This window comes from Paenibacillus sp. An7, assembly GCF_009870785.1.
Taxonomy (GTDB): Bacteria; Bacillota; Bacilli; order Paenibacillales; family Paenibacillaceae; genus Paenibacillus.
On sequence record NZ_WTWX01000007.1, the window covers coordinates 1 to 19,667 of the forward strand.

The window sequence follows — 19,667 nt, forward strand, 5'->3', positions numbered from 1 at the left end:
CCCCGAATGGAGTCACTTTTTTTAAAGTGTCTACCATTCGGGGTTCAGTTCATCTGTTTCTCAGGAGGCTTTTTTTATTTTACGAAAAAATAATTGCTCCCTCTTCAAATTAAGCGACAATATGCCGATATAAAGAAGTAGAGATTTATATTTAATTTCCATTTTATGAATTCAATCCTCGTTCCGGCTGCGTACGAAGGGTCAGAAGTCATTCAGTGAAATAAGAAAATACTCAAACATGCGGACCTACTTTTACATTGGTTTCTATTTCTCTGTAAAAGAAGTCGGCTTTTTTTGTGTCTTTTATAAACAAACCAGTATTTAGTTGTTAATAACTTTTACAACCAGCAATACAAATAGTTAACTGGAAATAATAATGACGAAGACCTATATATTTGATATCCTATAGGAAGCTTTTACTTCAATTACCTTAATTTTGGTTAAAATTACATAAGATCCTTAGCGTAATAATAAAACGTATAAATTTGGCATAATGTTGCAACAATTTTATATTGTGGAACGTCAGTAAAGATACAAGGAGAGGGGGATCCTTTGTGGTAGAGCAGGGACTCATCAGAGCCGCTCAATCAGGCGATCGCGACGCATTAATTACCCTATTGAGAGACATAGAACAGCACGTCTACAAAACTGCTTATTATATTTTAAATAATGAACAAGATGCACTAGACGCTGCACAAGAAGCACTTATTCGAATATATACCAAGATCAACTCGTACGAAGAAAAAGCACAGTTTAAAACGTGGGTACAGCGTATAGTAACAAATATTTGTATTGATAAATTCAGAAGAACAAAGCCTACGGTATCGATTGATGAACATGAGATGGTGTTTGAGGGACGTCAAGATGTAGAACATGAAGTGATGCTTACTTATGTTTCACAAGATGTACAAGAGGCGATTAGCCAACTCCCCGAGCATCATCGCACGGTCATTGTGCTCAGGTATTTGCAAGAACTCTCTTACAATGAAATTGCAGACTGTTTGGATCTGCCGCTGAATACGGTAAAATCTTATTTGTTTAGGGCAAGACAACAATTGCAAAGTCTATTACAGGAGTATCAGAAAGGTGGTGTAACCTAGATGAAATGCCAAGAGGTGGTAGAGCGTATGCACCGATATATTGACCATGATCTGAATGATAAAGAGAAAGAAGAGTTACTAGCACATATAAAAACATGTGAAAGCTGCTCTGAAAAGTTTCAAATTCTTCAAAAACTATCTCACGATCTCGAAAAATTGCCGGATGTATCTCCTCCGTTCAGCTTGGTAGATCGAATTATGCCACAGCTTGATGAGATAGATCGAGGTCGTAAAGAGCAAGGCAGCACCATTCAAGAAATGAAAAAAGAGGATAATATGATACCTCTGTCTGTGCATACTGGAAATGTTTCAAGAAGTTTTAGGAAGACCCGATTGGGACGAATACTTATGGGTACAGCAGCGGCAGCTGTAGTTCTTGGTGTTGCTGTATATCAACATCAACCGCAAGAATTAAATCAGGCGGAGATCGATAAGAACTACAGCTTAAATGAGCTCGGACCGAGCACAGTAACGGGAAGTGGCGGGGGGATTCAGGAAGAAGAAAATATGATCTCTCCACAACCTGTTGATGAGAAGCCGGAAATAGAGAAGCCTGATTCCGAGGTGTCTTCTGAGGCGAATTCACAAGAAAATCCGAATGTGGACGCAGCGCAGCCGGCACCGGCTAGTGAGCCTGCAAATCGGGATGAATCCAGGACAATCACTACGGATCCTGATAAATTTAAGTCTGTTTCTCCTAATTCTGCTGCGCCAAAAGAGAATCCATCAGCTGATCAGGGAGCGGTACCGGATTCTTCATTAAATAAAAATGATGATAAATCTGAACCCTCACCAAACAATTCGGTTTCTTCAGGTACTTCTAACAAGAAGAATGAGAATCCAAAATCGGACAACAAAGGTACTGTTTCAAAAGAAGATCCTGCTTTACAAAAACCTCCGTCGGAAACAGATAAGTCTCTGGTACCAGACACAAGTGTTTCTAATACGGAGAGTGAAGAGCCGCTTGGCAGTGAGGATACCTCAAGCATAAGTATGTTTTCTTTGGATGAAAGTATTTCAAGTCTAGCAACTTCGGTCTCACCAAAATGGCTTTCCCCTGATGGGCTTTACTTAACAGGTTATAAAGACAAGAAGCTGAGTATTTATCGTCTGGACGGGACTAAGAAGGACCAAAGAGTACTTTTGCAAGAGATTGAGATTCAATCTACCTTTGTAAAAGGCAGCTGGTCAGATGATAGTTTGACCTATCATTATGAAGTAGAGCAGGATGGAAAAACAACGAAATATAGTTATACCGTTACAAAGGAAGACGCAAAATCAGCTGAAAAGATAGAAGACAACAGCACCACCCATTCTTCTTCGCAAACTGAAACACAATCCACTGATAACAAAAGGTAGCTTCTGAATGAATTAAGTAGAAATAGACAATAGCACAAATGATAAGAATGATGAAAATACAGTCATCATTCAGGCACCATAAGCACCTGGTATGAATATGTATAGGGTAACTCCTTATACGGAGTTTTTAAGGGAAGCGTCGTATGACCGCGGGCCGGATGGTTTCTAGAGCCATTTTTCGGACCTTCGTTTATATAGATGCGTTGACATGGGGACCTGGTTCTGCTTGAAATTAGCAGAACAGGTCCCTTTGTTGTTTTCTTGATTTCTGATAGGATAGAAGGGATGGAGGTGTGTACGTGAATGGACGTAAAGACGGCCGTTAAAGCGATTCGAAAGGGAGAGCCGGCTAGCGTATACTTGTTGTACGGAACTGAAAAATATAGTATTAAACAGTTTACCGATATACTTAAGGAACAGCTTATTGAAGAAGAGCATCGAGATTTTGCGATGGCATCTTACGATACGGCAGAGACCCCGATTGAACAGATCATTGAAGAAGCAGAGACGGTTCCCTTTCTTGTTCCCCGCAAGTTAATCTTTGTTCGAGATCAGAATTTATTTACAGCGGGGAAAGATACAAAAATAGAGCACAAGATAGAGACATTAATTACCTATCTTGATAATCCTGTGGATTACAGTATTCTTGTTTTCCTAGTACAGGGAGAGAAGCTTGACGAACGTAAAAAAATCGTGAAAACAACGAAGAGTAAAGCGACCGTGCTCTCTTTTGGACCGATACATGGAGAAGAACTGACGAGTTGGCTAGTGAAGCAAGCAGCCAGCCGTAAGGTAACGATGGGACAAGAAGCAGCGGAGACGCTTATTCAGCGTGCAGGTACAAGCCTGCAGACTTTGTCGGCCGAAGTGGATAAACTTTGTTTATATGCAGGTGAGGGTGGAACTTTATCCAAGGTAAACGTGGAGGATCTGGTCGCTCGAAATACGGAACAGAATATATTTGCCATGGTCGAAGATATTGCAAATCTAAGATTAGGAAAAGCACTGGACATCTTCTATGAACTCCTGAAGCAAAAAGAAGAACCCATCAAAATAGCTGCCCTGATTTCAAGACAATTCCGGATTATTTTGCAAGTGAAAGAGCTGGGGGCACAAAGCTATTCACAACAGCAAATTGCAAGTCAGCTTGGGCTGCATCCCTATGCGGTGAAAATAGCAGGCGAACAGTCGAAAAAATTCCCAGCAGACCGGCTTCGGTTCATTTTGAAGTCCCTTGCTGATCTTGATTATCAGATGAAAACAGGGGCTATCGATAAAGTGCTTGGCTTAGAGTTATTTTTACTAAGGCTTGGAAGTCATTCGTAACTCATCTGAGTAGTATTCATTTCAATTCCTATTCTTTTTAGCTTGGAAATAAGTAGAAAGATCGAAACAGCGTCTCTTTGGCGCTGTTTTTTTTGATGATCATGCCCGATTCGGATTAGTGTAAGGGGAGAGAAAAGCATATAAGTATTTCTCGCGAGTAGAGGACATACTAAAAAAACCTGATCAGCAGAGCTGTTCAGGTTTTTTGCCTAGTCGTTATGGAAAGCGCTGCTTACGCGTTAGTAAGAGCGTTCAATTTTTTGGCCAAGCGGGATTTCTTACGAGCTGCAGCATTTTTATGAACAAGACCTTTAGTTACAGCTTTGTCCAGGCTTCTGGAAGCAGCTTGAATCGCAGCTTTAGCTGTTTCAACTTCGTTAGTAGCCAGAGCTTGGTCAGCAGCTTTAACGGAAGTGCGAAGAGCAGACTTCTGGGAAGCGTTCAAAGCACGACGTTTATCATTTGTTTTTACGCGTTTTACAGCGGATTTGATGTTTGGCATTACATTCACCTCCTGTTAAGGCAATACTTATGAAATACAAACCTTTCACAACTTAAAATATTCTAGCACGAGACCCCTTAAAAAGCAAGGATAACATGAGACAAGCCTGCAAAACAAAATTGGAAAAACATTTGAATAATTAAAGGCCGTTGTCACAAACTACAAGATATCTGTATTTTGAGGGAGGATCATAACCAAATGACACTGGATTTGCAAAAATATGGCGTACGCACTGATTTAGCAGTGGAAGCTAGAGAACTGGCTCAAATGCAGGATCGTTCCCCCATTCCAGGCGTAGAGGAAGAAGTAGAACAGTTTGGAGATATCAAAGTTACCAGACTAGATGTACTAAACGAAGAAGGTTCGAATCGAATCGGACGTATCATTGGACACTATGTCACACTAGAAGTTCCAAAACTTCGTAATGGAGATACGACACTTCAGGAGAAAGTGACAGCTACTTTTACAAAAGAAATGGAAGATTTTATTGCGAAAATTGGCATATCGAAAACGGCAAAGGTGCTGATCGTGGGGTTAGGTAACTGGAATGTCACCCCGGATTCACTGGGTCCGCTGGTTGTTGAGAATACGATGGTGACTCGTCAATACTTTGAACTCATGCCAGACCAGGTTTCCCCCGGGTACCGAAATGTAAGTGCGATTGCTCCAGGGGTGCTTGGCCTGACGGGGATTGAAACCAGTGAGACGGTGCAAGGCATTGTAGAGCGTACAAGACCTGATCTGATCATCGCGATTGACTCGCTTGCTTCTAGATCACTCGAACGCATCAACACAACGATTCAGGTTGCCGACATCGGCATACATCCTGGGTCCGGAATTGGTAACAAACGCAAAGGAATTACAAAGGAAATTTTAGGTGTTCCTTGTATAGCCATTGGCGTACCAACCGTTTGTTACGCTTCAACTATCGTGAATACAACGTTTGAGCTAATGAAGGCTCATTTTGCCAAAGAAACAAACTCAGGCCGTCAAATTCTTGGTGTACTTAATGATATAAGTGAACAGGAACGCCTGGGTCTTGTGAAGGAAGTACTTGAGCCGCTTGGTCATGATCTGATCGTTACACCAAAAGAAATCGATGATTTTATTGAAGATATCGCAAATATTATTGCAAGCGGATTAAATGCGGCCCTTCATGAAGCCGTTGATCTTAGTAACGTAGCTTCTTATACCCATTAACAAAGAATGGCACGAAATGAAGACCGAATTAGAAAGCCGAATCAGAAGATCAAAAAAGAAGGTCGAATCTATCGGTCTTCTTTTTTGTTTCTATTATTTAGTTCTACTTGTTTCCTCCGGTTCATAGTTTTGAAGTATGAGAGATTTGCAAGAAAGATGAGTGAATCTCTTACGCTTATCACGAAAAGCATAGACGTACTTCAGCTATAAGTGCTTACGGAGGTGGACAAGTTCAAATGAATAAAATACAAATATGGAATGTGGCAAAATGGAGAGCTGGCGTTCTTAGGATGTTAGCAACAGGAAAAGCACTCATGCTGCTTATCATGGTTTCCGCTTTATTTTTTGTTGTGTTAGGTCTTGGAGGGATGGCAGAGAGAAAACTGAGCACCTCTTCCATATCGTCTATGAAAGGTTTTGCAGGTTCAATATCAAGCGGAATTTTCATGGATATGCTCGGAATGGAACTGCCTCATCTTGCTCAGGGCAAACAGCAATCTGAAATAACGGGGGAACAAATCACTTCCTTTGTGTTTGAAATGCTGACAGGAGTAGATCCACTGAATCCAAAAAGCCTTATTGCAAGTCAGGTTCCAGGTATGGGGACGAATGAACCGGTACTCCTGCGTATTGGTTCAGGCAACGAGAAGGCAGAGGCTCCGCAAGACTACCAGCCTGATCCAGGGTACGTTGCTGAGTCCAGCGGGGAAACACCAAGCCAAGCAGAACCTGATCCTGAACCGAGTCCTGATCCAGGTGAGTCACCGGCTCCTAGTAACACCGATCCTGCCACGGAAGTACCAGGTAAGGTTACGGAAAATCAAAGCCCTGACGAAGCGAAAAAGAAAACAGTGCTCATCTATCATACTCACCCGCATGAAGCCTATAATCCGCTGCTGGGAACGAAGAGCAATAACCCTTCCTCCCCGAAAGCGAGTGCTAATGTGTTCTTGCCGGGAAGTTATCTTACAAAGCGCCTCGAGTCACAGGGGATCGGTGCTCTACATGAGACGGAAGATTATGTGTCTACAAAAAAAGATTATAACTGGAATTATTCTTATAAATATTCAAGAGAAACCGTCAAAGCAGCAATGGCTGCAAATGATGATCTCACGTACCTCATCGATATTCATCGGGATTCTTCCCGGCATGATAAATCAACAGCAACGATTAACGGAAAGAGCTATGCGAAAGTCTTTTTTATCATTGGTCATGATAATCCCAATTGGGAGAAAAACGAAGCTTTTGCTGCAAAAATTCATAAAAAAATGGAGAAATTGTATCCAGGCCTTTCAAGAGGGGTATGGGGTAAGAATGGCGGAGGAGGAAACAATGGTGAATATAACCAGTCCTTATCCGAGAACAGTATTTTGATTGAGATTGGCGGTATTGATAATACCGATGCAGAGCTTAAACGTACATCAGAAGCTTTGGCAGACATTATCGCGGAAGTATATATGGAAGACCAATCGATCGATAAAGCAAGTACTGATCAGAATCCAAGCAGTTCAAATAAGGGCTAGACCACGATTTCATGGACGGAGGGAATAGCATGTCGTCTTTTGCCAAAAGATTATTCATGTTTATGATTCTTATCCTATTTGGAATACTGCTTGGAATGCAGATCGCAGGGGAAGGTCTTGATTCGTCGGATAAGAAGGGGTCAGAATTGCCGTCTCCCGGAGAATTGACACAGCCAGTATTGCAGCAGGAAACCGTATTATTAGAGGAAAAACCGGTAATAGTACAGACTAGACCACAGGTCATTACCCCGAGAGAGGTACTCGTAACTGAACCGGGAAAAGAACCGGCAGTTGATCGATTTGCAGAAAAGACCGCCGGACTCTTGCAGCAAGCTTCCCAAAGCGGGATTCGATGGGTCGTTTCGCTCTTTAACGGTATAACGGATTAGATAATCGTGGAAAAAACAGGAGAATTTCCTGATAAGAACAACTTTGGCTCTCCTCTTATTGAAGGCTGTTCCGCTTACTGCTATAATGAGATGATTGACATTAGGCTGTTTGTGGGGGTAAGGCATGACAGACATTCAAGCAAGACAACGAAAAATTAGAAATTTTAGTATTATTGCACATATAGACCATGGTAAATCTACTTTGGCTGACCGTATTCTAGAGTACACGGGTGCACTGACTTCGCGCGAAATGCAGGAGCAGGTACTTGACCAGATGGACCTGGAGCGGGAACGCGGGATTACCATTAAACTGCAAGCGGTGCGACTTACTTACAAAGCAGATGACGGTGAAGAATATCTTCTTAACCTGATTGATACACCGGGACACGTCGATTTTACGTACGAGGTATCGAGAAGTCTTGCTGCTTGTGAAGGTGCACTTCTTGTGGTGGATGCGGCACAGGGCATTGAAGCCCAGACGCTGGCGAATGTGTATTTGGCACTTGATAATAACCTGGAGATCCTTCCGGTTATTAACAAGATTGATCTTCCAAGTGCAGACCCAGATAGGGTTAAACAGGAGATTGAAGAAGTAATTGGTCTTGACGCAAGTGATGCGGTTCTCGCTTCTGCGAAAGCAGGAATTGGAATTAAGGAGATTCTCGAGCAAGTGGTTACGGGGGTTCCTGCACCTACTGGCGATCCAGACAAGCCGCTGAAGGCACTTATTTTCGACTCGCACTATGATCCTTATAAAGGGGTTATCGTATATATTCGCGTCGTTGACGGGAAGATCAAAGCCGGTTCGAAGATCAAGATGATGGCAACTAACAAGACTTTTGAAGTCATTGAAGTCGGTTCATTTATGCCGCGTATGACGATTGTGGACGAGCTTAACGTCGGAGATGTAGGTTTTGTCGTAGCAGGAATCAAGCATGTCGGAGATACACGTGTCGGGGATACAATTACGGATGCGAAGAACCCTGCACCAGAACCGTTGCCAGGATATCGTAAAATCAATCCGATGGTATACTGCGGTCTCTACCCAATTGAGACATCAGACTATAATGATCTACGCGAAGCATTAGAGAAGCTGCAACTTAATGATGCATCCCTCAGCTTTGAACCGGAAACGTCCAGCGCACTTGGTTTTGGTTTCCGTTGTGGATTCTTGGGACTGCTTCATATGGATGTTATTCAGGAGCGGATTGAACGAGAATTCAACATTCCACTCATTACGACAGCGCCAAGCGTTATTTACCGCATTAAGCTGACGAATGGTGAAGTGATCGAGATTGATAACCCATCCAATTATCCGGAAATCGGGCGAATTGATCATGTCGAGGAACCATATGTAAAGGCAGATATTATTGTGCCGAATGATTATGTAGGTACAGTTATGGAACTTTGTCAGAACAAACGTGGGGAATACGTCAACATGGAGTATCTCGATGCGAACCGTGTAACGATTACGTATGAGATTCCGCTTGCGGAAATTGTATATGATTTCTTTGATCAGTTGAAATCTAGCACAAAGGGATATGCGTCCTACGATTATGAAGTTTGCGGGTATCGCGTGTCGAATCTCGTGAAGATGGATATTGTGCTGAACGGAGAGCAGGTTGATGCGCTGTCCTTTATCGTTCACCGCGAACGTGCATATCAACGCGGCCGGGTTATTTGTGAGAAGCTGCGCGGACTTATTCCACGTCAAATGTTTGAGGTGCCAATTCAGGCTTCCGTAGGTACGAAAGTAGTAGCTCGGGAGACGATTAAGGCGATGCGTAAAAACGTGCTGTCTAAATGTTACGGCGGTGACATCTCACGTAAACGGAAACTGCTTGAGAAGCAAAAAGAAGGTAAAAAGCGGATGAAGCAGGTTGGTAACGTAGAGGTTCCGCAGGAAGCGTTTATGGCAGTCTTAAAAATTGATGATTAATCATCAATTTTTAAGACGACATTTTTTCAACTACAATCATCCATTCGGTGCACCACGAAAAGTGTGCATGAATGGATGATTGAACGGTCCATTCGGTGCACCACGAAAAGTGTGCATGAATGAATAATTGTACGATTGTAGTCTTTTCATGGTAAGCATTCAAAGGAAAGCCGCTCTGGCTTTCCTTTTTTCTATAATAACGATACAATGTTTCCTTACACGATGTATAAATATAAGGGGGTATACCCGCGTGACTCATGAGAAGCTAGCTGGGCAACAATCCGCACCTCAAGCGGTGTATATTCATATTCCTTTTTGCACCAATAAATGTTTCTACTGTGACTTCAACTCGTATGTTCTGAAAGATCAGCCGGTTATGAAATATTTAGAAGCGCTCGAGCGGGAGATGGAATATACAGTAACACAAACGCCTCCGGGTGAGATTAAAACGATTTTTGTCGGGGGAGGTACGCCGACTGTACTAAAACCAGATGAAATGGCTTATTTTTTGAAAACAGTTCGTACGTATTTCCCTAACTGGTCAGATGACATTGAATTCTCAATGGAAGCAAATCCAGGTACGACGGATCTAGAGAAAATGGCAGTAATGAAAGAAGGCGGAGTTAACCGGGTTAGTTTTGGAGTACAAGCTTTCCAAAATGAACTATTAACAGGGATTGGCCGTATCCATAATACAGATGATGTCTATCGCAGTCTTGAAAATGCACGCAAAACCGGTCTGACTAACCTTTCTATTGATTTAATGTTTGGTTTGCCAAATCAGACGGTAGAGATGCTTTCTGACAGTATTACACGTGCGCTGGAACTGGAACTTCCTCATTATTCAATCTATGGACTTAAAGTAGAAGAGAATACTTTATTCCACACCATGTTCCAAAAGAATCAGCTGCCGCTGCCAAGTGAAGATCATGAACTTCAAATGTATCTCTTGTTAATGGAACGTATGAAGGAAGCGGGATACAATCAGTATGAGATTAGTAACTTTGCCAAACCAGGTAAAGAAAGCCGTCATAATATCACTTATTGGAGAAATGAAGATTATTATGGTCTTGGAGCGGGAGCTCATGGATACGTTCATAGACAACGTCATATGAATATTCGCGGGGTTAATCCTTATAATGAAGCGACCGAAAAAGGACTGCCGCGCCTAGAAACTTTTACGATCTCTAAAGAAGAAGCGATGGAAGATTTCTTGATGGTAGGACTCCGTATGCTGGAGGGTGTCTCAAGTACACGATTTGAACAGCAATTTAATGTGAAGTTGGAAGACATATTTGCAAAACCGCTGCATAAAATGTTGCATGCAGGGCTCTTGGAAGCGGAAGGCGACATGTATCGCTTAAGCAGCCAGGGAGTCCTGTACGGGAATGAAGTGTTTGCTGAATTCATAGGTGCGATAACCGTTAAATAATATCTTGAACTTCTATGCGTCATGTTGTATATTTATACAAATGTTGACGGATCGTACATAGGAGGAGAGAAAATCATGACCGCGGTATGCAGAAAAGCGTCGCCCGAAGATGTTGATTCATTATACCTAATGATTAAAGGCTATGCAGAGAGAGGAATTATGCTTCCCCGCTCGCGAGACGTGCTCGAGAGGCAGATCGATCTTTTTGTTGTGGCTGAAGTCGATGGAAACGTCGTTGGATGCGGCTCTTTATGCCAATTGGGGAATGATCTGGTGGAAGTCAGATCGCTTGGAATCTCGGAGGGTCACAAAGGCCAAGGGATCGGTTCCTTGCTGTTAGACAAACTCGTAGAGGAAGCCAGAGAACTTCAAATACCGAAAATCATGGCTCTTACGTATGAGGTGTCTTTTTTCGAAAAGAATGGTTTCGTTATTGTAAGCAAAGAGATTTTTCCAGAAAAGGTATGGACGGATTGCGTTCACTGTAGTAAACAGAGTTGCTGTGACGAAATTGCCGTATTAAAAATACTAAGTGAATAGAAGCAAATCATTGAGCTGCGGGGGGGAAGAAACGTTTTTATTCTGATCTCCTTTGCGGCTATTATGCATCTAAAACCTGTATTTTGTTCGAGTTGAAATTGTGATAAATGTAACAGACGTCTCATGAGCGGCTGATATAGTAGGAGGGTGTATTTACTAATACCGTCTGAAAAGGAGATAACGCTCTATGCAGATGCTTGCATATATTGGTCTGATCGGCAGTGCTATTTTTTTCTTTTTCATCTTATTATCAATGATCCTGGAAAAATGGAATAAAAAATTGCTTACACTTGGTCTGCTTGTGTTTATCACTATTTTTGCAATCAGTGCGGGTATAGGTGTGAGTTAGGCAGCTGAAAAGTCCAAACCGACTTGACAACGTTCAGGTCTGTTTGGTATTTTTGTATTATTGATTAGCACTCGTTAGAGTTGAGTGCTAACGATAAAAAACACCACATTTAATTTAGGGAGGGGCACACGTATGTTAACCGAGCGACAACGACTGATTTTGAATGCTATTGTTGACGATTATATCCGTTCGGCGGAACCCGTGGGATCCCGTAGCATTTCAAAAAGGGGCGATGTTGGATATAGTCCGGCAACAATCCGTAACGAAATGTCTGACCTGGAGGAAATGGGATTTTTGGAGCAGCCGCATACATCTGCCGGCCGCATTCCTTCACATAAAGGATATCGTTATTATGTTGACCATTTGGTTCCTTGGAATGAAACGGAGCCCTCTGAGCTGCAACAGCTCAAATCTTTTTTCGCTGAAAAATTAAATGCGATGGAACAAGTGATACAGCATGCTTCGACCATCCTATCTCATATGACCAGTTATACTTCCATCCTGCTGGGTCCAGAGGTGTTTCATACCTCGCTTCGTCATTTTCAGCTTTTACCGCTGGGTGAGAATTTAGCAGTGGCGATTATTGTAACCAGCACAGGCCAAGTGGAGAATAAGACAGTAAGTCTTCCTCCCGGCATTCCATTATCAGAAATGGAGCGAGTAGTGAATCTGCTGAACAGCAAACTGGTGGGAGTACCTTTATATAAATTGAAAGCTAGACTGCACACCGAGATTGCAAAAGAGATGGAGAAACATATCTCTCATTACGAAGGTTTCATGCACCTGCTTGACTCGGCACTCGATGGAGAATCTGAACATCGTCTTTATCTCAGCGGCACAACGAATATGCTTAACCAGCCGGAGTTTAGAGATGTGGAGAAAGTTAAAGATATTTTTGATCTTTTGGAAGAGACTCCGACTATGTTGAAAATGATGACACCTAAGATGGGTACAACAGGTGTACAGGTTCGGATTGGCACCGAGAATAAGCATGAGGCTTTCTCGAATTGCAGTCTGATTACAGCTACTTATTCTGTAGAAGGTGAGGCACTTGGAACCATTGGAATCTTGGGACCGACTCGTATGGAATATGCGAAAGTGATCAGTATTCTTAATGTGTTATCTAAAGATTTGACCGCCGTGTTAACGCATCGTTTTAAATAATTGTGATGAGAAATAGTCAGTTGGTAATTCTAAATCTTGTCTTCTTTTAAATATAGGTTGTGTTTAGAATAGACAAGATTCGATTAATAATGAAATCTATGGACTAACGCAGGTCTGTATCGCTCTTATGTGGAATGAATAGAGGACCGCGTTATCAGAGCAGTGGATTTATTCCTATTTTAAGGAGGTGAACATCTTGAAAGATGAACAAACATTTGTAGACAAAGAAGAAAACACTCCGCAAGAAAACGTAGTGAATGAAGCCGATCAAGCTGCAGAAGAACAAAACCCGGTGAATGATTCTGTTGAATCAGCACAGGAGGAAACGGAAGCAGAGGTACTTGATCCTGAAACTGCTAAATTCAAAGCACTCGCTGAAGAGAACGAGAAACGTTACCTACGTACGCAAGCTGATTTCGATAACTTCCGTCGCCGTACTCAAAAGGAGAAGGAAGACCTAGCGAAGTATGCTACGACGAAGCTAATCACTGAACTTGTACCTGTCATTGATAACTTTGAACGTGCGATGAGCACTGCTGATTCTAATACAGATACTGACTCCTTGATTAAAGGAGTGAACATGATCTTCCGCCAGCTGGAGGGTGTCCTCGGAGCGGAGGGTCTTACTGTTATGAACACGGTGGGTCAGCCGTTTAATCCGGAATTCCACCAAGCCATCATGCAGGTTGAAAGTGATGAGTATGAGGAAGGTATCGTAGTGGAAGAAGTACAAAAAGGCTACATGATTAAAGATAGAGTACTTCGCCCTGCGATGGTTAAAGTAAGTATGTAAAATCAATTATCCTTGCCATTCGAAAGAATGGCGAAATAATTGATTGACAAAAAACTTGTATGAACATTTCGGTGCCAGTCGAAAAGACTGCATGAAATGTTTATACTCTGTGTTTGAATGTTTTAGATTTTTTTAATCTTTAATGTTTTAACATTTTGAATGTCTTACATGTATTACTTAAATGTTCTAAACGTGTTCAACGTTTTACATGATTATAGATTTCCAATAAATAATTCGGGGTAAGTCACTGACTTTCTACGAATGATATACATTGAATAAAAGGGCCTTGAAAGCCTGCACATACAGAAGGAGGATATTATCCATGAGTAAAGTTATTGGTATTGACCTTGGAACCACAAACTCTTGCGTAGCAGTTATGGAAGGCGGCGAAGCTGTCGTTATCCCTAACCCAGAAGGCGGACGTACTACCCCTTCCGTAGTAGGTTTTAAAAAAGATGGTGAACGTGTTGTAGGTGAAACTGCAAAACGTCAAGCAATCACAAACCCTGATCGTACGATCAGCTCTATCAAACGTCATATGGGTACGAGCCATAAAGAAACAATTGATGGAAAAGATTACTCCGCTCAAGAAATTTCAGCAATGATCTTGCAAAAACTGAAATCTGATGCAGAAGCTTATCTTGGCCAACCGGTAACCCAAGCGGTTATCACGGTTCCAGCTTACTTTAATGACGGTCAACGTCAAGCAACAAAAGATGCTGGTAAAATTGCAGGTCTTGAAGTTCTACGTATTGTCAACGAGCCAACAGCTGCAGCACTTGCTTACGGTCTTGAAAAATCCGAAGATCAAACTATCCTTGTATATGACCTTGGCGGCGGTACATTTGACGTATCTATCCTTGAACTTGGTGATGGATTCTTCGAAGTAAAAGCAACCAGCGGCGACAACAGCCTTGGCGGTGACGATTTTGACCAAGTCATCATTGATTACATGGTAAGTGAATTCAAAAAAGATCAAGGTATTGATCTGAGCAAAGATAAAGCAGCTGTACAACGTCTGAAAGATGCTGCGGAAAAAGCGAAAAAAGAGTTGTCCGGCGTATTGACAACAACCATTTCCCTTCCGTTTATTACCGTAGCAGACGGCGTACCGCAACACTTGGAAATGAACTTGACTCGTGCGAAATTTGAAGAAATTTCTGCAAACTTGGTAGAGCGTACACTCACCCCAACTCGTCAAGCTCTGAGTGATGCAGGTATGACAGCTAACGATATCGACAAAGTTGTACTTGTTGGTGGATCGACTCGTATCCCAGCAGTACAAGAAGCAATTAAGAGACTGACTGGTAAAGATCCTCATAAAGGGGTTAACCCAGACGAAGTTGTTGCTCTTGGTGCAGCAGTACAAGCAGGCGTACTCACTGGTGACGTAAAAGACGTAGTTCTTCTTGACGTAACTCCATTGTCCCTGGGTATTGAAACTGCAGGCGGTGTATTTACGAAGATGATCGAACGTAACACAACGATCCCAACTAGTAAATCCCAAGTGTTCTCTACTTATGCGGATAACCAACCAAGCGTTGAAATCCACGTACTTCAAGGGGAACGCGAAATGGCAGCGGGTAACAAAACACTCGGACGCTTTATGCTTGGAGATATTCCTCCAGCACCACGCGGTGTACCTCAAATCGAAGTTACTTTTGACATCGATGCGAACGGTATTGTTAACGTATCTGCTACAGACAAAGGTACAAATAAAACACAAAAAATCACAATCACATCTTCCAGCGGTTTGACAGATGCAGAAGTTGAACAAATGATGAAAGACGCTGAACTTCATGCAGAAGAAGATAAAAAACGCAGAGAACTTGTTGAAGTGAAAAATACGGCTGACCAATTAATTTACTCTGTAGATAAAACAATTAAAGACCTCGGTGAAAAAGCAGATGCAGGCGAAGTAGAAAAAGCAAATGCAGCGAAAGAAAAACTGCAAAAAACGCTTGAGTCCGACAACGTTGAAGAAATCAAAGCTGCTACAGAGGAACTTACTGAAATCGTTCAGCAATTGTCTGTAAAACTGTATGAGCAAGCTCAGCAAGCAGCTGAAGCGCAAGGTGCAGGTGCAGACGCACAGCAAAATGCCGGCGGACGCGATAATGTCGTTGATGCTGACTATGAAGTTGTAGATGAAGATAAAAAATAAATAATCGTTTGTAAAAACGATCATAAGCCTTACAAGTGACAAGCATGGGAAGGTCAAAGCCGGAGTGATTTCGTGCTTTGATTCTTCCTTTTGTCACGTATATACGTTATGTTTATAGTTATGTTTGTAAAAGGTATGGGGGTGGAAGAGTGGCTGATAAGCGTGACTACTATGAGGTACTAGGCGTTAGTAAAAACGCTGGTGAAGATGAAATTAAAAAAGCATACCGTAAGTTGGCTCGTCAATATCACCCGGATGTGAACAAGGCAGCCGATGCGGAAACGAAATTTAAGGAAGTAAAAGAAGCTTATGACGTTCTTAGTGACGGACAGAAGCGGGCAACATATGATCAATATGGTCATGTCGATCCGAACCAAGGAATGGGCGGCTTTGGCGGAGCTCAAGACTTTGGTGGATTCGGCGACATTTTCGATATGTTCTTTGGCGGCGGAGGCGGCGGACGTAGAGATCCAAACGCACCGCAGCGAGGTAATGATCTTCAGTACACGATGACTATTGAGTTCAAGGAAGCGGTATTCGGTAAAGAATCCGATATTACGATCCCGCGGACAGAGAGCTGCGATACATGTCATGGTTCCGGTGCAAAACCAGGAACGAAACCAGAAACTTGTTCCGTATGTCATGGCAGCGGTCAAGAAGAGGTGGTTCAGAATACTCCATTCGGACGTATGGTGAATCGCCGTGCTTGCTCTAACTGTGGTGGTTCTGGGAAAATAATTAAGGAAAAATGTACGACTTGCCAAGGAAGCGGTAAAGTTCGGAAACAACGCAAGATTCACGTTAAAATTCCAGCAGGTGTGGATGACGGTGCTCAGCTGCGTATGAGCGGTGAAGGTGAAGGCGGATTACGCGGAGGTCCTGCGGGCGATCTATATATCGTAATTCGTGTGAAATCACATGACTTCTTCGAAAGAGAAGGAAATGATATCTACTGTGAAATTCCACTGACATTTGCGCAAGCGGCACTTGGTGATGAGATTGAAATTCCAACCTTGCGAGAAAAAGTGAAACTGAAAATCCCGGCAGGTACGCAGACCGGAACTTATTTCCGTCTAAAAGGAAAAGGTGTTCCTCATCTACGCGGAAGCGGCCAGGGCGATCAGCATGTAAAAGTTGTTGTTGTCACTCCAAGCAAACTAAGCGAAGAACAAAAAGATTTGCTTCGTGAGTTTGCTGCGCTAAACGGAGAACAAACGCATGAGAATGAGCAATCTTTCTTTGATCGTGTAAAACGAGCGTTCCGTGGAGACTAATAGGCAGACAAAAAGACTGTTCATCTTAAAAATGAGCAGTCTTTTTTGCGTATAAAAAAACAGGTTATGCGGTAATCTAAACTTGAACTTTACATGATCTTTGGATTCCTTATGAGATGAAAAAAGGCGGTGTACTGACGTGACAGAAAAAAATATTCTCGCTTACTTCAATACCCCTGAACAAGCTCAGAGTGTTGCTGCAAAGCTGCAAGGATTAAAAGTGGAACATATGTCAATCGACCGTTTCAGCAGATATGCCGGAGAGGGCAGTAATGAGCCAATTTTGACAAGTACCATGAGCAGCCTCGCTTCTGTAACCCAAGACGGCACCTTTACAAAAGATGCAGGAGTTCTTACTGCTGCCGACGTTACAGCGAGCGGAATGAGTGATGGAGGCGGAGGCGGTCCTACAGGAAAAGATATTCTGTTAACTGTGGTTGTTGATGAATCATCACATCACGAGGCACTTGCCATTATCGAGCAGTCGGGTGGATTTATTTAATACAAATATTAAATTCATTGTAAGGAGGAAGATCAAATGTCGCATAATAAACGGATTGATAAAGTGAAGACAAAAACTGAAAAAATAAAAGAATTACAATCCTCTAAGGTGGAAGATGTGGAATTCAGCAGTATAGAAGCGGATCTTGAAGATATTGAAGCTTTGAACCGCAGTGCAGCGGCGGATCGTCGTCAGACTAAAGATTTACATGATTTCAGATTTGGACAGAAATAAGAAAGAAGCGCAAGCATCGGCTCAAGGCCGGTGCTTTTTTATGTGCTGCTATAATCGGATAGGCACCTGGACATAACTGTGAACATGATGAACACAGAGTCTTTGTGCTCTTTGCAGGATATATAGTACAATGGGAAAGATGAAGACAGGGGAGGAAATTATAAACTTATGATCTGGAATGAAATAACAATACATACAACGGAAGAAGCCGTGGAGATGATCTCCAATTTTCTGCACGAAGCAGGTGCAGGCGGTGTATCCATTGAAGAATCAGGGACACTGAACAAAAAGAGATCAACGGAGTATGGAGAACTGTATGATCAACCGCTGAATGATATTCCTGAAGGTGAAGCTGTAATTAAAGGGTATTTTGCAGATACAGTGAATATGGCAGAAGTAACGAACGCCATTCATCCTCGCATCGAAGAACTGAAGGAGTTTAATATTGATGCTGGAAAGGCAGATATCTCGGTACAGCAAGTAGATGAAGACAGCTGGGCAAATGCGTGGAAACAATATTTCAAACCGCTAAAAGTATCAGATCAACTGGTCATTAAGCCTACGTGGGAGGACTATGTTCCTGCAAGCCCTGCTGAAAAAATTATCGAGATTGACCCGGGAATGGCTTTTGGAACAGGAGCACATCCAACGACTTCTTTATGTCTGCGTGCGCTTGAGCAATATCTCCAAGGCGGTGAGGAAATCATCGACGTAGGTACGGGATCAGGAATTTTGGCGATTGGCGCGGTAAAACTGGGAGCAAAACATGTACTAGCGCTTGATCTTGATCCGGTTGCCGTGCAAAGTGCGGAAGAGAACAGTCGCCTGAACGGACTCGAACACGACATTACCGTCTATGAAAGTGACCTGCTGTCCATACTGGACAAACAGGATAATGCACTTGGAGTAAGTATGCCAGTTGATGTAGTTGTTGCTAATATTCTTGCTGAAGTGATTTTGCTCTTTATCGGAGATGTGTATCAGGGCTTGAAACCTGGCGGTTTATATATCGCTTCCGGTATCTGGAAGAACAAAGAAGAAATTGTACAGAAAGCACTGAAAGAAGCCGGTTTCGACATCATTGATATCCACCGTGAAGATGATTGGCTCGCTTTTGTGTCGAGGAAATAAAAAATGGACGTTCTTAATCAGTTTTTCTTCTATGACCTAGATCGTCTTCCTTTCTTTATTCTGACGATTATTATCGCATTTACGGTCCATGAGTTTTCTCATGCGTACTTTGCTAATAAATTTGGGGATCCAACAGCAAGATTGCTCGGACGTATGACACTCAATCCAGCAGTTCATTTTGATCTTTTTGGACTGCTGCTGCTCGTCATTGCCGGATTTGGATGGGCACGTCCCATCCCGGTAAATCGGGATAACTTTGAGAAACGCCGTATGATGAGTGTGGTTGTCTCAGCGGCTGGACCTCTGAGTAACTTGCTTCTTGCTGTTCTCGGTACGATTACGTATGCACTTCTTGTTCAGTTTGGAGTTATGGAATCCATCGAGAACCAAAGAATTGTTTTTGCCATCTCCACTTTTTTCTCTATTTTTAATGTAACGAACTTTTTCTTGTTTTTCTTTAACCTCATTCCTCTCCCTCCGCTTGACGGGTACCGAATTGTTGAGGAACTTGTGTCTCCTTCCGCGCGAATGAGTCTGCACAAATTGGAACAATGGTCTATGTTGATTTTCTTGATTCTTGTTATTACCCCGCTGAGCCGTTACACCATTACTCCTTTATATGAGTTGTCAATGAGTTGGTATGTGGGAATTGCACATATGATCATGACGATTTTTGCTTAATCGTAGAACAATCATAAAAAAGAGGGGTGGCAGGGATGATGGGTACACAGCCCAGGAAGTCTCTG

General features: G+C 42.4%; 19 protein-coding genes. 18 read left to right on the top strand and 1 reads right to left on the bottom strand.

What is annotated here, in order from left to right:
- The first annotated feature begins 554 nt into the window (after positions 1–554).
- The 3 genes from GQY27_RS10460 to holA all read left to right on the top strand — a co-directional run bounded on the left by GQY27_RS10460 (position 555) and on the right by holA (position 3,785).
- A complete protein-coding gene (locus GQY27_RS10460) occupies positions 555–1,100 on the top strand; it encodes an RNA polymerase sigma factor (RefSeq protein WP_160034040.1) in 546 nt (181 codons plus the stop codon).
- The gene (locus GQY27_RS10465) at positions 1,101–2,459 is read left to right on the top strand and encodes an anti-sigma factor family protein (RefSeq protein WP_160034042.1); all 1,359 of its coding nucleotides are present in this window, start codon (positions 1,101–1,103) and stop codon (positions 2,457–2,459) included. It abuts the gene before it with no gap.
- Between the two features lie 303 nt (positions 2,460–2,762).
- Positions 2,763–3,785 (top strand): DNA polymerase III subunit delta, encoded by a 1,023-nt coding sequence (gene holA, locus GQY27_RS10470; protein ID WP_160034044.1) that lies wholly within the window; start codon positions 2,763–2,765, stop codon positions 3,783–3,785.
- Between the two features lie 232 nt (positions 3,786–4,017).
- Here the strand turns inward: holA and rpsT are convergent, their stop codons facing one another.
- On the bottom strand, positions 4,018–4,287 hold the full coding sequence (gene rpsT / locus GQY27_RS10475) for a 30S ribosomal protein S20 (protein ID WP_160034046.1): 270 nt from the start codon (positions 4,285–4,287) through the stop codon (positions 4,018–4,020).
- Positions 4,288–4,485: 198 nt separating this feature from the next.
- Between rpsT and gpr the strand changes: the two genes are divergently transcribed.
- The 15 genes from gpr (at position 4,486) to GQY27_RS10550 (ending at position 19,602) form a co-directional block, all read left to right on the top strand.
- Positions 4,486–5,487, top strand: coding sequence for a GPR endopeptidase (gene gpr / locus GQY27_RS10480; protein ID WP_160034048.1), 1,002 nt, complete (start codon positions 4,486–4,488; stop codon positions 5,485–5,487).
- A 236-nt stretch (positions 5,488–5,723) separates the two neighbouring features.
- A complete protein-coding gene (locus tag GQY27_RS10485; protein ID WP_160034050.1) occupies positions 5,724–7,010 on the top strand; it encodes a stage II sporulation protein P in 1,287 nt (428 codons plus the stop codon).
- Positions 7,011–7,039: 29 nt separating this feature from the next.
- Positions 7,040–7,399, top strand: coding sequence for a hypothetical protein (locus GQY27_RS10490; protein WP_160034066.1), 360 nt, complete (start codon positions 7,040–7,042; stop codon positions 7,397–7,399).
- Positions 7,400–7,523: 124 nt separating this feature from the next.
- Positions 7,524–9,338, top strand: coding sequence for a translation elongation factor 4 (gene lepA / locus GQY27_RS10495; RefSeq protein WP_160034068.1), 1,815 nt, complete (start codon positions 7,524–7,526; stop codon positions 9,336–9,338).
- 250 nt (positions 9,339–9,588) lie between these two features.
- On the top strand, positions 9,589–10,770 hold the full coding sequence (hemW, locus tag GQY27_RS10500) for a radical SAM family heme chaperone HemW (RefSeq protein ID WP_236570557.1): 1,182 nt from the start codon (positions 9,589–9,591) through the stop codon (positions 10,768–10,770).
- A gap of 75 nt (positions 10,771–10,845) precedes the next feature.
- Positions 10,846–11,310: an N-acetyltransferase gene (locus GQY27_RS10505; RefSeq protein WP_160034072.1), complete on the top strand. Its 465-nt coding sequence runs from the start codon at positions 10,846–10,848 to the stop codon at positions 11,308–11,310.
- 187 nt (positions 11,311–11,497) lie between these two features.
- Positions 11,498–11,659, top strand: coding sequence for a hypothetical protein (locus tag GQY27_RS10510; protein ID WP_160034074.1), 162 nt, complete (start codon positions 11,498–11,500; stop codon positions 11,657–11,659).
- A gap of 132 nt (positions 11,660–11,791) precedes the next feature.
- On the top strand, positions 11,792–12,823 hold the full coding sequence (gene hrcA / locus GQY27_RS10515) for a heat-inducible transcriptional repressor HrcA (protein WP_160034076.1): 1,032 nt from the start codon (positions 11,792–11,794) through the stop codon (positions 12,821–12,823).
- Between the two features lie 196 nt (positions 12,824–13,019).
- On the top strand, positions 13,020–13,616 hold the full coding sequence (gene grpE / locus GQY27_RS10520) for a nucleotide exchange factor GrpE (RefSeq protein WP_160034078.1): 597 nt from the start codon (positions 13,020–13,022) through the stop codon (positions 13,614–13,616).
- Between the two features lie 322 nt (positions 13,617–13,938).
- A complete protein-coding gene (gene dnaK / locus GQY27_RS10525) occupies positions 13,939–15,780 on the top strand; it encodes a molecular chaperone DnaK (RefSeq protein ID WP_160034080.1) in 1,842 nt (613 codons plus the stop codon).
- A 149-nt stretch (positions 15,781–15,929) separates the two neighbouring features.
- Positions 15,930–17,054, top strand: coding sequence for a molecular chaperone DnaJ (gene dnaJ, locus GQY27_RS10530; RefSeq protein ID WP_160034082.1), 1,125 nt, complete (start codon positions 15,930–15,932; stop codon positions 17,052–17,054).
- A gap of 139 nt (positions 17,055–17,193) precedes the next feature.
- Positions 17,194–17,556, top strand: coding sequence for a hypothetical protein (locus GQY27_RS10535; protein WP_160034084.1), 363 nt, complete (start codon positions 17,194–17,196; stop codon positions 17,554–17,556).
- 36 nt (positions 17,557–17,592) lie between these two features.
- Positions 17,593–17,790, top strand: a complete 198-nt coding sequence (locus tag GQY27_RS10540; protein ID WP_160034086.1) for a YfhD family protein — start codon at positions 17,593–17,595, stop codon at positions 17,788–17,790.
- 168 nt (positions 17,791–17,958) lie between these two features.
- Positions 17,959–18,921, top strand: a complete 963-nt coding sequence (gene prmA / locus GQY27_RS10545) for a 50S ribosomal protein L11 methyltransferase (protein WP_160034088.1) — start codon at positions 17,959–17,961, stop codon at positions 18,919–18,921.
- A 3-nt stretch (positions 18,922–18,924) separates the two neighbouring features.
- Positions 18,925–19,602 carry a site-2 protease family protein gene (locus GQY27_RS10550; protein ID WP_160034090.1) on the top strand — a complete coding sequence of 226 codons (678 nt, stop codon included), beginning with the start codon at positions 18,925–18,927 and terminating at the stop codon, positions 19,600–19,602.
- Positions 19,603–19,667: the final 65 nt, after the last annotated feature.